The sequence below is a fragment of the Mucilaginibacter sp. NFR10 genome (assembly GCF_900100445.1).
GTDB lineage: Bacteria > Bacteroidota > Bacteroidia > Sphingobacteriales > Sphingobacteriaceae > Mucilaginibacter > Mucilaginibacter rubeus.
Window position 1 is genome coordinate 20642 of sequence record NZ_FMTV01000005.1, and the last position, 20046, is coordinate 40687.

Annotated in this window: 12 protein-coding genes; 7 read left to right on the forward strand and 5 right to left on the reverse strand. The window is 43.3% G+C overall.

The window, feature by feature from the left end; all coding sequences use genetic code 11:
• The first annotated feature begins 18 nt into the window (after positions 1-18).
• Together BLP33_RS17255 and BLP33_RS17260 are read left to right on the forward strand one after the other, a co-directional pair.
• On the forward strand, positions 19-2451 hold the full coding sequence (locus BLP33_RS17255) for a glycoside hydrolase family 2 TIM barrel-domain containing protein (protein ID WP_090531385.1): 2433 nt from the start codon (positions 19-21) through the stop codon (positions 2449-2451).
• Between the two features lie 48 nt (positions 2452-2499).
• Positions 2500-4338, forward strand: coding sequence for a glycoside hydrolase family 35 protein (locus BLP33_RS17260; RefSeq protein WP_090531387.1), 1839 nt, complete (start codon positions 2500-2502; stop codon positions 4336-4338).
• An 81-nt stretch (positions 4339-4419) separates the two neighbouring features.
• Here BLP33_RS17260 and BLP33_RS17265 read toward each other — a convergent pair whose 3' ends face one another.
• The 5 genes from BLP33_RS17265 to BLP33_RS17290 all read right to left on the reverse strand — a co-directional run bounded on the left by BLP33_RS17265 (position 4420) and on the right by BLP33_RS17290 (position 11329).
• Positions 4420-5262 (reverse strand): hypothetical protein, encoded by an 843-nt coding sequence (locus tag BLP33_RS17265; protein ID WP_090531389.1) that lies wholly within the window; start codon positions 5260-5262, stop codon positions 4420-4422.
• Positions 5263-5330: 68 nt separating this feature from the next.
• Positions 5331-5912, reverse strand: a complete 582-nt coding sequence (locus BLP33_RS17270; protein ID WP_090531391.1) for a cupin domain-containing protein — start codon at positions 5910-5912, stop codon at positions 5331-5333.
• A 284-nt stretch (positions 5913-6196) separates the two neighbouring features.
• On the reverse strand, positions 6197-6376 hold the full coding sequence (locus tag BLP33_RS17280; protein ID WP_090532015.1) for a histone H1: 180 nt from the start codon (positions 6374-6376) through the stop codon (positions 6197-6199).
• 154 nt (positions 6377-6530) lie between these two features.
• Positions 6531-8933 carry a glycoside hydrolase family 127 protein gene (locus tag BLP33_RS17285; RefSeq protein WP_175490045.1) on the reverse strand — a complete coding sequence of 801 codons (2403 nt, stop codon included), beginning with the start codon at positions 8931-8933 and terminating at the stop codon, positions 6531-6533.
• 26 nt (positions 8934-8959) lie between these two features.
• The gene (locus BLP33_RS17290; RefSeq protein ID WP_175490046.1) at positions 8960-11329 is read right to left on the reverse strand and encodes a glycoside hydrolase family 127 protein; all 2370 of its coding nucleotides are present in this window, start codon (positions 11327-11329) and stop codon (positions 8960-8962) included.
• Positions 11330-11676: 347 nt separating this feature from the next.
• On the opposite strand from BLP33_RS17290, the gene BLP33_RS17295 reads away from it, so the two are divergent.
• The 5 genes from BLP33_RS17295 (at position 11677) to BLP33_RS17315 (ending at position 19644) form a co-directional block, all read left to right on the forward strand.
• Complete coding sequence (locus BLP33_RS17295; RefSeq protein WP_090531395.1) at positions 11677-14703, forward strand: SusC/RagA family TonB-linked outer membrane protein; 3027 nt, start codon at positions 11677-11679, stop codon at positions 14701-14703.
• Between the two features lie 25 nt (positions 14704-14728).
• Entirely contained in the window at positions 14729-16120 is a 1392-nt protein-coding gene (locus BLP33_RS17300) for a SusD/RagB family nutrient-binding outer membrane lipoprotein (RefSeq protein WP_090531397.1), read from the forward strand.
• A 122-nt stretch (positions 16121-16242) separates the two neighbouring features.
• Complete coding sequence (locus BLP33_RS17305; protein ID WP_090531398.1) at positions 16243-17181, forward strand: dihydrodipicolinate synthase family protein; 939 nt, start codon at positions 16243-16245, stop codon at positions 17179-17181.
• A 6-nt stretch (positions 17182-17187) separates the two neighbouring features.
• Positions 17188-18189, forward strand: coding sequence for a 4-hydroxyproline epimerase (locus BLP33_RS17310; RefSeq protein ID WP_090531400.1), 1002 nt, complete (start codon positions 17188-17190; stop codon positions 18187-18189).
• Positions 18190-18291: 102 nt separating this feature from the next.
• A complete protein-coding gene (locus BLP33_RS17315; RefSeq protein ID WP_139160013.1) occupies positions 18292-19644 on the forward strand; it encodes an NAD(P)/FAD-dependent oxidoreductase in 1353 nt (450 codons plus the stop codon).
• Positions 19645-20046: the final 402 nt, after the last annotated feature.

Here is a 20046-nt window from a genome sequence, read left to right on the forward strand (position 1 = left end):
GTATCTCTCTGTCAACAAATGAAAAATAAAAAACATCTGCTTCTTTTTGTACTTGGCATGTTAATGCTGCCTGGCTTACTTAAGGCCCAGGGCGTTGGCAAACCGGTTTTATTTAATACGGGATGGTCTTTCCACAAGGGCGACATCAGTACGGGGATCAGCGGGATCGCTACCGAAACGCAATGGAGAACTGTCGATCTGCCGCATGACTGGAGTATTGAAGGTCCTTTTAGCGACGAATGGGCAAGTGCTACCGGTTATTTGCCCGGGGGGATTGGCTGGTACAAAAAGAGCTTCGCCGGTAATAATGCATGGAAGGGGAAGCAGGTTTATATTTACTTTGATGGCGTATATAAAAATAGCGAGGTATGGGTCAACGGGCATTATTTAGGTAAACGTCCAAATGGTTTTATTTCGTTTCAGTATGAGCTGACCAAGTATCTAAATTTAACTGGAAAAAATACGATAGCTGTAAGGGCAGATCATAGCGAATTTGCTGATTCGAGGTGGTATACCGGTTCTGGTATCTATCGTAATGTATACCTCATCGTTAAAGACCAGGTACACATAGCCCCCTGGGATGTGGCCTTTTCCACGCCCGATGTTTCGGCAGCTAAAGCTACAGCAAAAATTAAGGTGAGTGTTACCAACAGCGACAAAGTTGATGCTTCTGTATTGGTGAAAGTAAACCTGCTTGATGGGAAAGGAAAAGCGGCTATTGCCCTCCAAAAACAAATAAAAGCAAAACCGGGAGTACACGGGGTTGAGTTTGAACAACAAATAACATCCCCACAATTATGGGATACCGAAAAATCAAACCTTTATAAACTACAGATATCGCTTAACCGTAATGGTAAAGCATTTGACGAAGTAACGCAATTGGTAGGGTTCAGAAGTATTCATTTTGACAAGGATAAGGGGTTCTTTTTGAATGATAAAAGCACCAAGCTCAAAGGCGTATGTATCCATGATGATGCCGGTGCCCTGGGTGTAGCTGTTCCACAGGAGGTTTGGGTACGCAGGTTGAAATTATTAAAGGATGCGGGAGTAAACTCACTCAGGTTAAGCCATAACCCTCATGCAGATTATTTATACGATTTGTGCGATAAGATGGGCTTTTTAGTAATGGACGAAGCTTTTGATGAATGGGAGGTAGGAAAAAACAAATGGGTAGCAGGCTGGAATGTTGGTACGCCATCCAAAAACGGATATCACGAATATTTTAAGGAATGGGCAGACCGGGATGTAGCTGATATGGTACTGCGTGCGCGCAACCATCCATCTATCATTATGTGGAGCATTGGTAACGAAATAGATTACCCCAACGACCCATATACCCATGAGGTGTTAAACACAGGCCGCAACCCGCAGATCTATGGTAAGGGCTACCTGCCTGATCATCCAGCGGCAAGCGGGCTAACACCGATAGCCAAACAATTAGTTAAAGCTGTAAAAGCCGTTGATCAAACCCGCCCGGTAACGGCCGCGCTGGCCGGTGTGGTGATGTCGAACGAAGTTGGCTACCCTGATGTATTAGATGTTGTGGGCTATAATTACCAGGAATATAGGTACCCCGAAGATCATAAAAAATACCCCAACCGTATCATTTACGGCAGTGAAAACGGCATGCAAAAACAAGCCTGGAACGCTGTAGACAGTAACGAATATATTTCGGCCCAATACCTGTGGACTGGTATAGATTACCTGGGTGAGGCCGGTAAATGGCCGCAGCGTAGTAACGGAGCAGGGCTTATTGACCTGGCCGGCTTTAAAAAGCCTGAATATTTCTTCAGGCAAAGTCTTTGGTCGGACAAGCCCATGGCTTATATAGGTGTACGCCTTATTACCGGAACTGATGACAGAGGGATCTGGAGCCACCGTACTGCCGAGGCTGTTTGGAATTGGCAATCCGGTAGTAAAGTAAAAGTTGATTGCTTTACCAATTGCCAGGAAACAGAATTGTTCCTGAACGGCAAATCTCTTGGTAGACAAATAAGCGGCGCCGCAAGAGGGCAGGTTCCATCATGGCAGGTTGACTATGAGCCGGGCGAGCTGGTTGTTAAAGGTTACAACAACGGTATTGAAGTATGCACTAACAATATCAAAACAGCCGGCGATGCTTATCAACTTAAAATGGTAGCTGATAATACCCTGTTTAACCATAACACAAAAGGCTTGAGCCAGATTGAGGTTTACATCACCGATAAAAACGGGAACCCTGTATTTACTGCTACCGATGAGATAACAGTAACAATTAACGGCGCGGCTAAACTATTAGGCCTTGAAAGCGGCAGCAACAGCAGTCATGAAAGCTACCAATCAAACAAACGTAAAGCATTGCATGGGCGCTTATTGGCCTATGTACAAACTACAGGTAAACCTGGCGTGGTACAGGTTCAGTTTAGTGCCGGTAATCTTAAATCATCAACTATAACATTAACAGTAAAATAGTCAACCCCTTATACAAATAAAAACTAAAACCCTGCATTTTTTCCATTTATGAAACTTATAAAACTACTGTTCCTCTTTGTTATCCTGTTTGCATCCGCAAAGCTGCAGGCGCAAAATGCCAAGCATACTTTTGCTCTTGGCGATACCACATTTCTGCTTGATGGTAAACCGCTGCAGATCATTTCAGGCGAAATGCACTATACCCGCGTTCCGCGCGAGGCCTGGCGCCAGCGTATGAAAATGGCCAAAGCAATGGGTTTAAATACTATTGGCACCTATGTTTTCTGGAATGTCCACGAGCCACAAAAAGGGCATTATGATTTTACAGGCAATCATGATATAGCTGAGTTTGTTAAAATAGCAAAGGAGGAAGGCCTTTGGGTGATACTGCGCCCAAGCCCGTACGTTTGCGCCGAATGGGAGTTTGGTGGCTATCCTTACTGGCTTGAAAAAGAGCAGGGCTTAGTGGTGCGCAGCAAGGAGCCTAAATACCTGGAAGCTTATAAAAAATATCTTACCCAGGTAGGTAAGCAGCTGTCACCCCTGCTGGTGAACCACGGCGGTAATATTTTAATGGTACAGATAGAGAATGAATACGGGTCGTACGGCAGCGATAAAGATTATCTGGCCCTTAACCGCAAAATGTTTATAGACGCCGGTTTTGATGGCCAGCTTTACACCTGCGACCCTGAACCAGCTATAAAGGATGGTCATTTATCGGGCTTGCTGCCTGCTATAAACGGTGTTGATGATGTAACAAAAGTTAAAAAATTGATCGGCGAAAATTATAATGGCAAAGGCCCTTATTTTATTGCCGAATGGTACCCAGCCTGGTTCGACTGGTGGGGAACCGCGCATCATACAGTACCGGCGGCTAAATTTATACCAAAGCTTGATTCGGTATTGGCAGCAGGTATTTCCATTAACATGTATATGTTTCATGGCGGCACAACACGCGGTTTCATGAATGGTGCAAACTATAATGATCAAAATCCCTATGAACCGCAAATCAGTAGTTATGATTATGATGCCCCTCTTGACGAGGCAGGTAACGCTACCGATAAGTTCATGAAGTTTAGAGAGGTGATTAGTAAACACCTTCCAGCAGGCGTAACCCTGCCCGAAGTTCCGGCTGCTAAACCTGCTATGGGTTTGCCTGCAATTAAATTTACCAAATCAACCAGTTTGTTTAATGTGTTGCCGCTCGCAAAGGCCAACAATACTCCGCTTACCTTTGAAGACCTGAACCAGGCTTACGGTTTTGTGTTGTATCGTACAACCATTAACGGCGGCAAATCTGGTCTGCTTAAATTGAAAGACCTGCGTGATTATGGCGTGGTCTTCGTAAACGGTAAACGTGTAGGAATACTTGACAGGCGCAAATACCAGGACAGCTTGATGATCAGCTTACCAAAAGGGAAGGTGACACTGGATATTTTGGTTGAAAACCTTGGCCGCATCAATTTTGGGCCTTATCTGCTTAAAAACAAAAAGGGTATTACCGAAAAGGTACTTTTTGCCGGTACTGAGCTGAAAAACTGGAAAATGTATTCACTGCCTTTTGATGATATCAATAAAGTGAAAACAAGTCCGGCAATTAAAAAGGTTGCAGCTAACAACACACCGCAATTGAAAAAAGCAGTTTTCAAGGTTGATAAATTGGCCGATACCTATCTTGATATGAGTACATGGGGTAAGGGTATTGTTTGGCTCAACGGACACAACTTAGGCCGCTATTGGAATTGCGGTCCTCAGCAAACCCTGTATGTGCCGGTTGAATGGCTCAAAAAAGGTAACAATGAAATTACCGTACTTGAACTGATAAAACCATCAGAAAATACATTGAATGCTATTGATCACCCTATTCTGGATGTTTTAGGGAAATAGGGTCGGGGTAGTCAATTAAAAAGAGGGGGCTGTTACTTTAGAGAAAAAGTAGCAGCTCCCTTTTTTTATATTACAATTTAACTAATCAGCTTTAGCATGCTTTAACAGGTGTATACCAATGAGGTATGGCATTATAAAAGGAATGGCCGGTATAGCAACAAGAAAACCGGCGGTGCCGAATGGCTCGGGCCAGTAGGATGGTAATAAAACCAGCACCATGCCGATTAAACCGAAGATGATATAATACCGGCAGGCAACCGGATTAAAAAGCCCGGTGACTTTAAGTGAAACGGCAAAAAATACGGTGCCAAGGTACATCAGTAATACTTCGGCTATACTGATCACATAAAATAAACTTTTTATTGGCCCATGCAAGTCCGGACGTTTGGAAACACCTAATCGTATAAACACCCGGAATGCATCGGTTAGGTAATATCCCCAAAAAGCCATGTTGATGATAAAGAGTGGCAATGAAAGATTAATCGCTGCTGAAGCCATTACCGAATATAGATTTTCGCCTGCCGCCTGTAATTTTACTTTCAACAATGCCGAACCCAGCGCGAATAAAATACCGCCTGCTATGAGTATAGTATACCGGATCTGCTGCTCGGCAGCTGAATTAACCCAGCCTTGCAAGGTTGCAGGAGGGGGCCCCATCCCCGCAAAAATGGAAAATAATAGCCAGGGTGCAAATAGTAATAAAGCTGTGATTACCTGCTTCTTTATCTCCTGGTTATTGTTTCGGAGTTGATAACCACCTAAATGCCACGTTGCTGCTACCATTAAACAGGCGTTAACAACCCAGATTGGCAAATAAATTTTATAACTCACATGGCCTATCCCAAATCCTATAGCTACAACTGCTAAAGGTATAAGGCGTAAGTAAACCAGGCTCAGTTTTTGTTTAAAAGCAAGCCACTTCATGATAAGTAAAAAGGTATGTAAATTAACATCAGAAATAAATTATTTGGTAAAAATGATGGTTGGGCCGGCTAAAACTTTTTATAGTAATCAAGCGGGGGGCCTACCCGTTCAAAGCCATGTTGCTTTCTGAATGCATCAAGCTCTGCTTCGGATTTACCTTTCATCAAACCATCGCTCAATGCCTGGAAACAAGCTTCCATTTTACCGGCCGGCTGAAAGGTAATCAGCATTTTAGCCGGTGCGCCATCGCCTATTTTAGTAAAAGTGTGCGAAACGCCCCTTGGGCCAAATACGCTGTCGCCCGGTTTGGCATGGAATAGCTGGTCGCCTACTTTAATTTGAAATTCGCCTTCCAAAATATACCACCATTCGTCCTGCTCATAATGTACATGCAGGTTAGGCCCGCCTTTTTTAACCCGGGTTGATTCATAAACATACATATCACCATCAGTATCCCTGGTTGAAACTTTGGTATAGAAAGTATCGCCATCAAATAAGTGCATTGGATTTTGAGCGCGATCAGCTCCTGCATCGGTTTTACAGCCTTTCTTTTCCCTGGTTTTGAATAGGTTATTGGCAACTCCATCAAATGGAATGGCTAAAAATGTGGCAGCGCCCATCAAAGCGCGTACAAATGTATTCCGTTTCATATCGGGTTGTTTTGATTATGAATGTTTTTTCAGAAGGTTTACAAAGAAAGATCAGCGGGAGTGAAAATACTTTTGAGTTTGTTACAAATACTTTCTGGTTCGTTACATTTTAAACCTGTGTGTCGGGCAGTAGGTTGTACTTGCTATGCCTTGTTGTGCTTTAGGCAGTTCGCCGGCGTGGAAAAACCCAAGCGAGTGATTGAAATGGCAGTGGGATCAAAAAAAAATAAAGCGGGTACATGGAAAACCAGGCCCGCTTTATCTAAAAACATTTTTAACAGTGATTAAGCTGCTGCGTTTTTCTTTTCAGTAACTTCTTTACGGATATCCGTAGCTAATACTTTTAACTGTTGCATAGCATTACGCAACCTTGTACCGGCAGCTTTGTTGCCTTTTTCATAAAAGCTTGCCGCATCAGCTTCAGCCGCTGCGATTACTTCTTTCACTTTTTCGAAATTTATCATTTTTTTATTTTTTAAGGCCGCAAATGTAGGGAATATAAGTTTATAGGTAAAATGGGCTTTTTCATACTTAAAGTATTCCGTTGCGGTGTAATTAAAATAGTAAAGCCTTTCGCATAAACGGAAAGGCTTTACTGTTATTATGGATAACAGGAGGTTATTTAACCGCCCATTCGTGGATCCCGGTAGAATTATCAACCGGTAACTGAATTTCCATCCGCAAGGCTGTGGTAGCAACCGGCTCAAAAGTAACTACGTTAAAGTTGTCTTTACTTATGGCGTAGGGTGTGGTGTTTTTTACAGGAACCCACTGCCCGTCTTTTTTATACAGGATTTTGTACGATACCGGGATGCGGCAGCCACCCCATGGGCCGTCATCGTACCAGTAAACTTTCGATTCGCTAACGGTGTGTTCAGTGTCAAAATCATACTGTACAAACTCATTGGTGTTTTTAGCGGGCCACCAGTGCAGGTATGGGTAGTTGGTATCTTTGGAATCGGCAGGTTCATACTGGTCTTTTATGGCAGCAAACATCCGTACATTTTTTAACGAGGCGCTTACTTTACTGGTGCTGGCAATGGTAGGTGCTGGTTTAGGGCGCACTGCCGAAGTTTCATAAGGGATCCAAACGGTCATTTCGCTCGGACCGCGATTGGCCCAGGCATAGTAGGGGATAGCCTTCACCATTTGGTCGGTTTGTAAAATGCTGTCGGTTTTTAGTTGGCGTTTGGCGCTTTTTCCTTCGGCACTGATTACATCGACGCCATTGAGCAGGTCGGCATGATAGTTGGCATCGGCAATGGCATTTTTATCAATCAATATGTTTTGTACCAGGCTGTCCTTGTTATCAGGGCCTTCAAGACAATAAACAATTGGGCCGCGCTCAAAAGCAAATCTGCCACGGTCGTCTTTAACCTGTTGATTGGCCAATACCTTTTCGGTTTCCATCGGTAATAAAAGTGAAACCTTATCGCCTTTTTTCCAGGTGCGTTTTAATATGGCGTAGCCTTTTTCTGTTTCAAATGATTTTGCCTGCCCGTTGATCATCAGGGTAAGCGGGAATGACTTTTTTTCCATGAAGGTATACAGGTCGCCCGGTACTGGTTGTTGCTTCGCCCAGCCCGGGATACGCACCCTTAATGTAAATTCACCGGCTTTATCGGGGTTAACGGTAATGTCAACCCTACCTTTCCATGGGTAATCCGTTTGCTGTACAATGTTTACATTACCCTCAGCAAGTTTGATGTTACTTGAGTTGCTCATAAACAGGTTAACGTACAGGTCGTTTTTGTTTTTGGCATACACATAACCCGGTAATGAAGGTAAAAAGCGGGTCATGTTGCTGATACAGCAGGCACAACTGATCCATGCGCTGCGCTGATGCTGGAACATAGAAGCCAGCGGGTTGGGGTAAAAGAACCTGTTACCGCTTAGCGATACGCCTGACAACAGACCGTTATAAAGGGTTCTTTCCAGTACGTCAATGTATTTTGAATCGCCATGCAGCAAAAACATCCTGTTGTTCCAGTAAACGTTGCCAATGGCCGCACAGGTTTCTGCATAGGCCGACATATTAGGCAATTGATATGCTTCGCCAAAAGCTTCACCTGCCCCGGTTGCACCGATGCCGCCGGTGATGTATAATTTCTTGGTTACCACATCGCTCCAGATATCATCTATGGCTGCCAAATATTTGGTATTACCTGTCAATGCAGCAATATCGGCCATGCCGGTGTACATGTAAGCAGCCCGTACCGCGTGCCCTTCGGCTTCATGCTGGTCAACTACCTTTTTATCGGCCTGGTTGTAAGCATCTCCTTTTGGTCCGCGTACATCTAAAAAGAATTTAGCCAGGTCAAGGTATTGTTTGTTGCCGGTAACCCGGTACATTTTTGAAAGACCGATCTCCACTATCTGATGCCCCGGATACTCCTCAATTTTGCCCGGCCCGAAGGTTTTAACCAGTAGGTCAGCATTTTTTATGGCAATGTTGAGCAGTGTGCGTTTACCGGTTGCCTGGTAATGTGCTACAGCGGCTTCGTAAAGGTGGCCCGCGTTATATAGTTCGTGGCTAAGGTCCTCTTCCTTTTCCCAGCGTTTGGAACCTATCCACTCATGAGGCTTTTTAGCGTTAACTGTCCTGAAAGTATACAGGTACCCATCCGGCTCCTGGGCCGCGCCGATAATGGAGATGAGGCTATCAATGGATTTATCAAGTTGCGGGTTCCTTTTATTCTGCATAGAATAGGATGCACCTTCAATGGCCTTATATACGTCTGTATCATCAAATGGAAATTCACTTAACTTATCACCATCCAGTTTTTTTGCCGCACGTAAAAAGTTATCCATGCGCCCGTTTGCCTTACATTGCGCCAGTACATACGGAATGGTAACGGTGGCATTTACTTCCATTTTGGGCTGCCAAAAGTTGTCGTTCACGTGTACGCTGGTAAAGGCAACCGGTTGAATAGGGTAATCTTTTTGCTGTGCCAATACCGGACTTGTAAGTGCAGCCAGTGAAAAGGCAAGCGCACTGGCAACTTTTTGTTTATTGATCATGATATTCAAGTTCTTTTACTTTAAAATTAGTTTTTAACCATCCGGCTGCCGTAAACCGGGCCTGCACTGTTTTCTTTTTGCGGCAGCAGTTTTACGGTTACTTTTTGTTTGCCTTTTGTCAGTTCAATAGGTAAGGTGTAGCTGATATCATAAAAGCGGCTTTCTTTGTACTGGTTCAAATCTTCAGAAGCCAGCTTAACGCCATCAATCAGGATGTCAAATTTTCTGCCGCGGTTATCCATGCCCCAATAGCTGTTAATTAGCGTGTTTTGTGCATTGGCATCAACCTTCATTTCGTATTGCAGAAAGCCTCCGTTCTCTGTCGACCGCCATTTCTTTTGGTGATCTTCGCCTGTAGTGGCGTTTTCACTGCTGAAGTTATGATCGCGCTCGGGCTGCATTTCGCCTACACGTAAAATGTCCATGGTGCGGGCTTCTAACTCCTGTTGTTTTTTCCTTTGCTCGTCATACGCTTTTTGCTGCACAATCCAGGCCTGTGGTGTAAATACGTCCCAGTAAACAGAATAGTATTGATTTTGGGTTTGATTAAAAGGGATTAGTGTAACTTCTTCAGGTTTTGAAATATTCACCGTACGGAAGCTCAATTGTTTCTTGTCAACCATTTGCAGCCATTGGTTAGGGTCAGTTTCGCTGGTTACAAAAACCGGAACACCTTTCAACGGATCGGGCTCTGTATTGCCTAAAACACCAGCTAATAATACCGGGCCGTAAAATACCGCGCGCCTGTTGGCATTGTCGGGCATGGCTTCGGTATAAAGCTTTTCGGGTGTTGTAAATTCAATTTTATCGTTGTTGCTCCATTTGCGGTTTAGCACAATATATCCCTGGTCATCAGTGGCAGCATTTTGAGTTTTCCCGTTAATGCTGATGGTAGCAGCGCCAGTCCATTTTGGTTTACGGATGCGGATAGCCATGGTAAGCGGCTTTTTGGTGTTCACCGTAAATGTGATGTGATCGTCATTAGGGAAACTGCTTTGCTGCTTCACCGATAAATCTTTTGATGCCCAGTTAAGTACTGAGGGGATAAACAGGTTTACATATAAGCTGCCATCGGCACCTTTAAAATAAATGCTTTCGTTGTATTTAACATGGTTTTCCATGCCCGAACCAACGCAGCAGGTAAAATCATCAAAAGGAGTGCTGTAATGTTTAGTGCCGCCCATTCTAAGCGGTACAAAGTAACACATCATTCCATCTGAATGATTTTGTGAAGCGAGGATGTGGTTATATAACGCCTTTTCATAATAATCCATCAGCATGGCCGAAGGCTCAACCGCAAACAAATGCCGGGTTAATTTCAGCATGTTGTAGGTATTGCAGGTTTCAGTAGTGTTTTCTGTTAGTTTATCATTAAGCTTGTCTGCGTCGCTTAGGTATTCATAATTGCTGTTACCTCCTGTTGCATAGGAATGGTGGTTAACAATGGTTTCCCAAAAAAAATCGGCTATGGCCTTATCTTTTTTATCGCCGGTAAGCTCATATCTGCGTGCACTGGCTATTATCTTAGGGATCTGGGTGTTGGAATGTTTGCCGGGCAGTATATCCTGTTTTTGTGATAGCGGATCGAGAATCTTTTTATCATAAAACTTATATGACAGTTCGAGGTATTTTTTATCACCAGTAACAGCATACAGGTTAGCAAGCGTTTCGGCCATACCTCCGTATTCGCACAATAACATCTTTTGAAGCTTTTCGTCATCAAGGGTTTTGATGGTTTCCCCTGTCCAGTTGGCCATACCTTTGCATACTTTTAAGGCTTCGGCATTATTGCAATATAAATAGGCATCAAGTAAACCGGCCATAATTTTATGCACAGTATACCATGGCGACCAGCCACCGTTTAAATCGAAGCCACGGGAGCGGATCTCGCCTTTGGCAACCTCGGCCCAGATGGTGTCTTCTTTGGGGATTGCGCCCACGTAACCTGTTTTACGGGCTACCTGGCATTCGGCAAGTTCTTTGACTATATAATTTACGCGCTTTAAAAATTCAGGGTCGCGGGTTGATGCGTAGTGCATGGAAATGGCCGACAGGTAATGTCCTAATGTATGCCCTGCCAAACCTGATGACTCCCAGCCTTCATACATCTTACCTTTAGGTTTAAGGCCCGAGTGTGAACGGAAAGCCGAAAGTAATCTGTCAGGCTCTATAGATAGCAGATATTTAACATCAGCATCCATTGCCGTTTTAAAAGGGCTTTCCAATAATTGAACGTCCTTTAAATTAAAAGAATAGGCTTTAACCGGAACTACCGGTTTTATCTTTACCCGGGTATCGTTCAATTCGGGTACGTAGGATTGTGCCTGGATAGTTTGTGCCCCTGCTAAGCAAGCTACGAGGCATAAGTTCAATTTAAACCACTTTTTTATTAGCATGATATGTTTGTGTAACGGTAAGAATAACTTTCAACTAAATTAGTGTGCTTTGCACAATTATTTTGAATAATATTTTGCAGTTGATAGCAGGATTTTATCCGTTTTTTTAACGTGCAGGTTATTTACAGTGAGTTTATTAACGATATTGCGAATTAACTATCAATATATTAACGTTTTAACTGGTTTTTATATAAATATAATATCAAATTAATGCTATTGTAACAGTAATGTTAAGATACGGGCAGTATTGGCAAATTTCATAAAAAAACAAGGGGCGGCTCGCAGATAGTTTTACGTGTCTGAAATACAGCATGTAATATATAGTTTTTAACCCCAAAATTTAATTTATGAAGTTTAAACAATTACTAAAGAGGTTCATTTTGCCTTTACTAAGTGTGTTTGTGTTTTGTTACAGCACCTACGCGCAAACAGTAACATTAAAAGGAAAGGTAACCGACGAGAAGGGCGAGCCCATAGTTGGCGCTTCCGTTAAAATAAAAAATACAAGCGCCGGCTCTGTTACCAACGGTAGTGGTATGTTTAGCCTTAACTATACCGGACAGGGTACACTTATGGTAACCGCTATTGGTTTTGCAACCCAGGAAATTAAGTTAACAGGACAAGCTCAGGTTAATGTAGCTTTAGCTGAGGATAATAAACAGCTGAACGAAGTTGTTGTTACCGCTCTGGGGATAAAACGCGACAAAAGGATCTTAACTTACAGCTCCCAGGAGGTAAAAGCCGAATCGATTGTGCAATCAAAAGAGCCCAACCTGGTAAATGCTCTTGCCGGTAAGGTATCAGGCGTGCAGGTTACAAGCTCATCGGGTACGCCGGGTAGCTCCGCAAGGATCGTGATCAGAGGCGCAACTTCATTTTATGGCGAAAATGGACCCCTAATGGTTATTGACGGGGTTCCTGTTGATAATGCTGAAACAGGTAACCTTAACTCCGGTCCGGGCACAAATAGACTGGCTGATATTGATCCCTCTATTATTGCCAGTATGAACGTGTTGAAAGGTGCTGCAGCAACGGCCCTTTATGGCTCAAAGGGTGCGAATGGTGTTGTTATTATTACCACTAAAAACGGCGCTTTGAATCAAAAGCCGCTTATCACTTTTTCGTCCGACTTTTCTTTTGAAAACCCGTTGTTGCCTCAAATTCAAAATAAGTATTCGCAAGGTACAAACGGTATTTATTATGATGGTGTAAATCAAAAAACAAGTACATCATGGGGTGCGCGCATGGACACCCTGAAAATAAATGGGCAACCCGCGAAAGTTTATAACCAGTCTGATCTGTTTTTTAAAACCGGCCACACGTATAATAATACTGTTAACATCGGCGGTGGCGGTAACAATTCTACTTACCTGGTTTCGTACTCTAATTTTAACCAGCAAGGTACCGTGCCAACAACTAAATTTTTGCGTAATACATTCTTCGCTAAATACAGTGCACAAGTGCTTAAAAACCTGACTACTACATTTCAGCTAAATTACTCCAATTCACAAAATGACAGGTTGCCGGAAGGTTATGCGCTGGAAAGCCCGGTTTGGACAATTTTTACAGCGCCGGTTTCATACAACCTGCAGCCTTATTTAAATCCGGATGGTACACAGCGGTTGTATCGTTTCTCCAGAAACAACCCTTATTGGGTATTGGATAACATCAAAAATCACTCTGGTGTTAACAGGTTTTTACCAACTTTTACTGCCGATTATAAACCGTTTTCATGGTTAACTATTACTGAAAGGTTTGGCGCCGATGTTTATAGTGAAATGGACAGGTACCATGAATCAACCCAGTCGGTGTCGAACCCCAACGGCAGGTTGGTTGATCAGAACCTTACTTACCGCCAGTACAATAATGATTTATTAATCAGTGCTAACAAGCAGTTTGGCAATTTCAATGTAGATGTTGTGCTGGGTAATAACCTGATCTCTACCTATGGTGAAAGTACATACGCAAATGGTGTTGGCTTAACTGTACCCGGTTTGTATAATATGGCTTCCGCATCAACAGTTAATTATAGTGAAGGCTCATCATTGCAGCGCAAAGTGGGTTTCTATCTGCAATCAAATATCGAATATAAACGCTTCCTGCTATTGTCATTAACCGGACGGTACGATGGTAACTCTGTACTTTCGATAGACCACAGCTTTTATCCATATGGTTCTGCCGCCGGTAGCTTCATATTCTCGGAGTTTTTTAGCCCCGAATTTTCAAAGGTCATGAACCTGGGTAAGGTAAGGGTTTCATATGGTACTGTGGGTAATGACGGCAACATTGGCGCGTATGGTTTGTTAACGCCTTATAACAAAGCAACTATCCGGAACCTCTCTTTCCCTTATAACCAGCAGGCTGGTTTTTTAATCAACGATGTACTGGGCAATCCTAATCTTAAAAACGAGCGTATCAACGAGTTTGAAGCAGGGTTTGAGGCGGGTTTCTTTAATAACAGGATCAGTCTTGAGGCTTCATTCTACAATAAAAAAACAAATGGTGGTATCATACCTACTGTGGCGCTTCCGCCCTCAACAGGGTATTCTGCAACAAGTGTAAACTCTGCAGTAATGCGTAACAGGGGTATTGAAGTATTGTTAAATGTAAACCCAATAAAAAGCCGCGATTTTAACTGGGACCTTACTTTAAATTTTACTCGTAACAGGAATAAGGTGTTATCTATTTATAAAGACCTGTCATTGATTAGCAATGGCTTCACTAATGTGATAGTTGGGCAGCCCTATGGTGTTATTTATGGCACCCGTTACGCCCGTAACGCCGCGGGTAAGTTATTGATTGACGATTCGGGTTTGCCATATGCAGATGATAACCAGGGCATAGTAGGCAATATTAACCCTAACTGGCTTGGTGGTATCAATAACAACTTTAGGTATAAACAATTCAACTTCAGTTTCTTCTTTGATATCAAACGTGGTGGCGATATCCAAAATAATGTTGATGGTTATGGCTATTTCTATGGCACGCCAAAAATTACTGAAAACCGTGGTTTAAGAGTAGTTGACGGTGTAAATGCAACTACCGGACAACCAAACACCGTAGCAGTTAACGGTCAGGCGTATTATCAGCGCGCAAACGGTGTGCTGGAGTCTGTTATCCAGGATGGCAGCTATGTTAAACTGCGTAATGTGAGTTTGGGTTACACGTTAAAACCATCATGGCTAAGCAAAAGTCCTTTCAAATCGGCAACATTTAGTGTAACGGGCCGCAACCTATGGATCCATGCACCGCACTTTACCGGCGGCGACCCGGAAGTTAGCTCATTTGGTTCATCAAATGGTTCACAGGGGATCTATTCATTCTCAACCCCAACCTCAAAATCAGTTGATTTTAGCTTGAAAGTTACCCTATAATTTAAATCACTAATAAGAAATTGTCATGAAAAATAAATATATCACGTTAATAACATGCGCGTTGGTAAGCTTTACGGGCTGTAAAAAATACATTGATGTAAATCACGATCCCAACAGACCTATAGATGTTAAAGAATCACTGATCCTGGCCCCGGTTGAAGCTGCCATATCACAAAATATCACCGCCGGCGGTAACCTTCCGATAGTATTACAGCAATACCTGCAGGTCATAGCCTTAAACCAGGTGCCACCAAATTTTGGCACCTACCTCATGTACCATCAGGATATGGACGGTGACTGGTATAACTTTTACACGCAGGTAATGAACAACCTGGTTCTGCTAAATAAAAAAGCCGAGGCCGATGGTAATGCGAATTACGCAGCCATATCAAAGATCTTGCTGGCTTATACACTTGGCTCGGCTACTGATGTTTGGGGCGATGTTCCCTTTTCAAAAGGTTTTCAGGGTATCGCCAACGTTACACCAACCTATGACAGCCAGGAATCTGTTTATGGGCAAATACAAACCCTGCTTGATAATGCCATTGCCGATATTGCCAAAAATAGCACCACGGTGCCATCGGGCGATGATTTCTATTATACCGGTGATATGGGCAAATGGAAAAAGGCGGCTTATACGCTAAAGGCACGTTATTACATGCACCTTACTAAAGCACCCGGTCATACGGCAGCAGCACAGGCGCAGTTGGCACTCACTGCCCTTCAAAATGGCATGGCAAGTAATGACGATGATATGAAAATGCCTTTCGCCGGCGGGGCCGGAGCCGAAAACCCATGGCAGCAAAACTTTTTGCCGGGTTCAACGCTGGTATTGGCATCAACATTTGTTGACGGTTTTGAAGCCAGGAAAGACCCGCGCAAATCAAAAATGGTAGCGCCTGCAATTGAAACCGGGTTGTATACCGGACGGGTGATCGGCTCCGACGACATTGGCAGTTTAGAGTCTTACTCTTTAGGAGGCACTTTTTATGCAAGTACGAGCTCAAATAACTATATTGTTACTTATTCGGAAGCGCTATTTTTAAAAGCCGAAGCTACGTTTATAATATCCGGGGCTACTGCTGCGCAGCCGGTATATATGCTGGCTGTTAAATCGCATATGTCAAAACTGGGTATTGCTGATGCCGTTGCGGATAATTATTTAACTTCAAGGGGAACGCTTACCAGCGCCAACGCCATGAAGCTTATTATTGAGGAAAAGGTTGTTGCTAATTTCCTGTCGATGGAGAACTATACCGATTGGAGGCGTACAGGATTCCCTGCATTAACCAAGGTTAAGAATGCGCTGTCGGATATTCCGCGCAGGGTGTTGTATCCTCAGTCGGAAATGACTTCAAACCCGCAGCCGCAGCAAAACGCTAAGCTTACCGACAGGGTTTGGTGGGATGCGCAATAGGCGTTATTTAGCAGACGCATTGCCGGTAAGTAGCATTATAGGTTAAAATACGGTTAGTGTCTGCTAAATTGTTAAATAAACATATTTAATACTATTTTTAGTTTTGTGAAAAATAATATACAATGATAACTTTTGATTGGAAAGGCGTACTCCCTGCAGTAACTACTAAATTTACAGATAATGACGAACTTGATTTTGAAGCTTTTGATATAAACCTGAATGCCCAGCTTGAGGCCGGTGTTGACGGATTTATATTAGGCGGCTCATTAGGCGAAGCAAGCGTTTTAAGCGATGATGAAAAATTCGCGCTGCTTACCCATACTGTTGAGTTTGTAAAAGGAAAAGTACCTGTTGTACTGAACATTGCCGAGCAAACCACTAAAGCGGCTGTTGCTTATGCTCAGAAAGCATTTGATAAAGGCGCCGATGGTTTGATGCTGTTGCCACCTATGCGTTATAACAGCGAAGCCCGTGAAACCGTTGCTTACCTAACAACTATTGCAAAAAGTACCGAACTGCCGATCATGATCTACAATAACCCTGTTGATTATAAGATTGAGGTTACTTTAGATATGTTTGAACAACTTGCTGCTTATGATAATATCCAGGCGGTAAAAGAATCAACCCGCGATGTATCAAACGTTACCCGTATGATCAACCGTTTTGGTGAAAGGTTCAAGATCTTTACCGGTGTTGATCCGCTGGCTATGGAAAGCCTTGTGATGGGTGCAGATGGCTGGGTTGCCGGTTTGGTTGATGCCTTCCCTAAAGAAACCGTGGCTATTTACCGTTTGGTTAAAGCAAAACGTTACGACGAGGCTTTGGCTATTTACCGTTGGTTTTTGCCGGTACTTGAGCTGGATATCCACCCTAAGCTGGTACAATATATTAAACTGGCCGAGGTTGCAACCGGTATAGGTACCGAAAATGTACGTGCGCCACGTTTGCCGTTAATTGGTGCTGAGCGCGAAAAAGTTCAGAAAATTATTAATGATGCACTTGCTGCAAGGCCCGAATTGCCTGTTGGAAGCTGGGGTAAATTGACTGAAGTAGCGTTATAATAACATATGTCAAGTAAAACTTTCTTTTGTGTTGACGCCCATACTTGCGGCAACCCGGTAAGGCTGGTTGCAGGCGGTGGCCCTGCGCTTAAAGGCGATAACATGAGCCAGAAACGTCAGCACTTTTTAAAAGAGTATGATTGGATCAGGACCGGCCTGATGTTTGAACCACGCGGTCATGATATGATGTCGGGCAGTATCCTGTATCCGCCTCACGATCCGGAAAATGACGTTGCTGTTTTGTTTATCGAAACAAGCGGTTGTTTACCGATGTGCGGTCACGGAACTATCGGTACTATCACGATAGCCATTGAAGAAGGGTTGATTCAGCCAAAAACTCCGGGTATTGTGCGGATGGAAGCACCTGCTGGTCTTGTGCTCATTGAGTACAAGCAGGAGGGCAAAAAGGTAACCTCGGTAAAGTTAAGGAATGTTGCAGCCTACTTGGCTGCAACTGATTTAGAGGTTGAATGTCCTGACTTAGGTACACTTACTATCGACGTTTCGTATGGTGGTAACTATTACGCCATTGTTGATCCTCAGCCTAACTTTAAAGGTATCGAGCATTATACAGCAGGTCAGCTGATTGCCTGGAGCCAGGTGTTGCGCAAACGTATTAACGAAAAATACCAGTTTGTACATCCGCAGGATCTTACTATCAATACCTGTACGCACATCCTTTGGGCAGGGGCCACCTTATCGGCAGATGCAACTGCACGTAACGCGGTATTTTATGGAGATAAAGCTATCGACAGGTCGCCTTGCGGAACTGGCACATCAGCGCGTATGGCGCAGTGGTTTGCCAAAGGTAAGTTGAAAGTGGGTGAGTCTTTTGTTCACGAAAGTATCATCGGCAGTAAATTTACAGGCAGGGTTGAGGATGTGGTTAAGATCAATGATATCGACGCCATTATTCCAAGCGTTGAGGGTTGGGCTAAAGTTTACGGTTACAACACCATCAAGATAGACGATGATGATCCATATGCTCACGGTTTCCAGGTAATTTGAAGTAGTAAATAAAAGGTTCATGTTCCCTCAGGGGCTCTCGTAGAGGGCCCTGAGGTTTCCGCATTCTAAATATCTAATAAATGCTCGGAACGGCGAATCTGAATGGCGTATGCATCAGGGTCCTCTGCGAGAGACCCTGATGGGACGTTTAAAAAAGAATTATTAACAAGCTTTCGGCTTTCCGCCCTAAGCTTTCAGCTTAAAATAAAAATGGCAAAAGTGCTGATAATAGGAGGTGGGATAGTAGGGCTTAGTTCGGCTTATTATTTACAAAAAGCCGGGCATGAGGTTACTATGCTGGATAAAGGCGATATGACCGATAGCTGCTCATATGGCAATGCGGGCATGATAGTGCCAAGCCATTTTATCCCGCTGGCAACGCCGGGGATGGTTTCGCAGGGCATTAAGTGGATGTTTAACAGCAAAAGTCCGTTCTACGTAAAGCCATCTTTAAACCCTGAACTGATATCATGGGGATTAAAATTTTTAAAGAAAGCGAATGCCGCGCACGTTGAAAAATCGGCTGTTCCTTTAACGGAGCTTTCCCTGCTCAGTAAAAAGCTTTATGAAGATCTGAGCAAAGAGCCAGGCTTTGATTTTGACCTGGTTGAAAAAGGTATCCTGATGTTTTACAAAACCGAAAAGGCAGGCGAAGAAGAGGCGCACATGGCCGAAAAAGGCAGGGAATTAGGTTTGGATATGGCGGTGCTTAGTGTTGATGATTGTAAAAGGCTACAGCCAAAGCTTGAGCTTGACGTGTTGGGCGCGGTACATTACCGTTGCGATGCACACCTTTCGCCAAATAAGCTGATGGCCGCATTGATCAGGTACCTGAAAGCTGCCGGTGTAAAATTGCTTACCAATAAAGAGGTTACAAAAATTGAAACTAAAGGCGGTAAAGTGAGCAGGGTATTGGCAGGCCATGAAGAGTTTACTGCTGATGAATACATTATTGCTGGTGGTTCATGGTCGCCGGCTATTGGCAGATTGTTAGGTTTAAAAATCTTGCTGATGCCGGGTAAAGGATATTCATTCAATGTAAAAGATGATAGCGACACCATGCACATCCCTGCATTGCTGGCCGAAGCAAGGGTTGCCATTACGCCAATGAATGGTGGTTTACGCTATGGTGGTACTATGGAGCTTGACAAGATCAACGATCGTATCAACATGAACCGTGTAAAAGGTATTGTAGAATCCGTGCCAAAATACTTCCCGGGTTTAAAACCTGCTGTTCCTGAACAAAAGGATATCTGGTTCGGCTTCCGGCCTTCATCTGCAGACGGATTGCCATACATCGGCAGGAGCAAACAATATAGCAACCTTACCGTGGCTACCGGTCATGGTATGATGGGGCTTAGTCTGGGCGCAGCAACCGGTTTGTTGGCAAGTGAAATTATATCGGGCAAACCAACCTCTATTGATATTAAAGAATTTGCTCCTGAAAGATCTTAATTTAAACAATTGATTACCCTTCCGGCATGCCGGAAAACGGAACCGCTCATTCACCCCTGATGAACGGTTTTTTTGCGTTAACAGGAGCTTGTTTTATTACCTGCATCATAAAAAACAGGTTGAAAATGGGTTTTCTGCGTAAAATGCATGGTAAGTGTAAAATATACAATAGTTGTATTCTGTACAATTAAAAATATTTTATTCGGCCAAATAGTGGCTGTGGTGCCTATAATTTTGATTTTAATTGTTTATATAACATTTAATTTACTTCATGTTTGTTGGATAAAAAAGGGTTTTTCGGTCAATTTTGGCACCTGTATCAACTATAAATTATCAAATATTGCCCGTATTTTATCCTTTTAGCTTCATTTATTAGCAAATTAAGTTAAGTAATTGTAAATT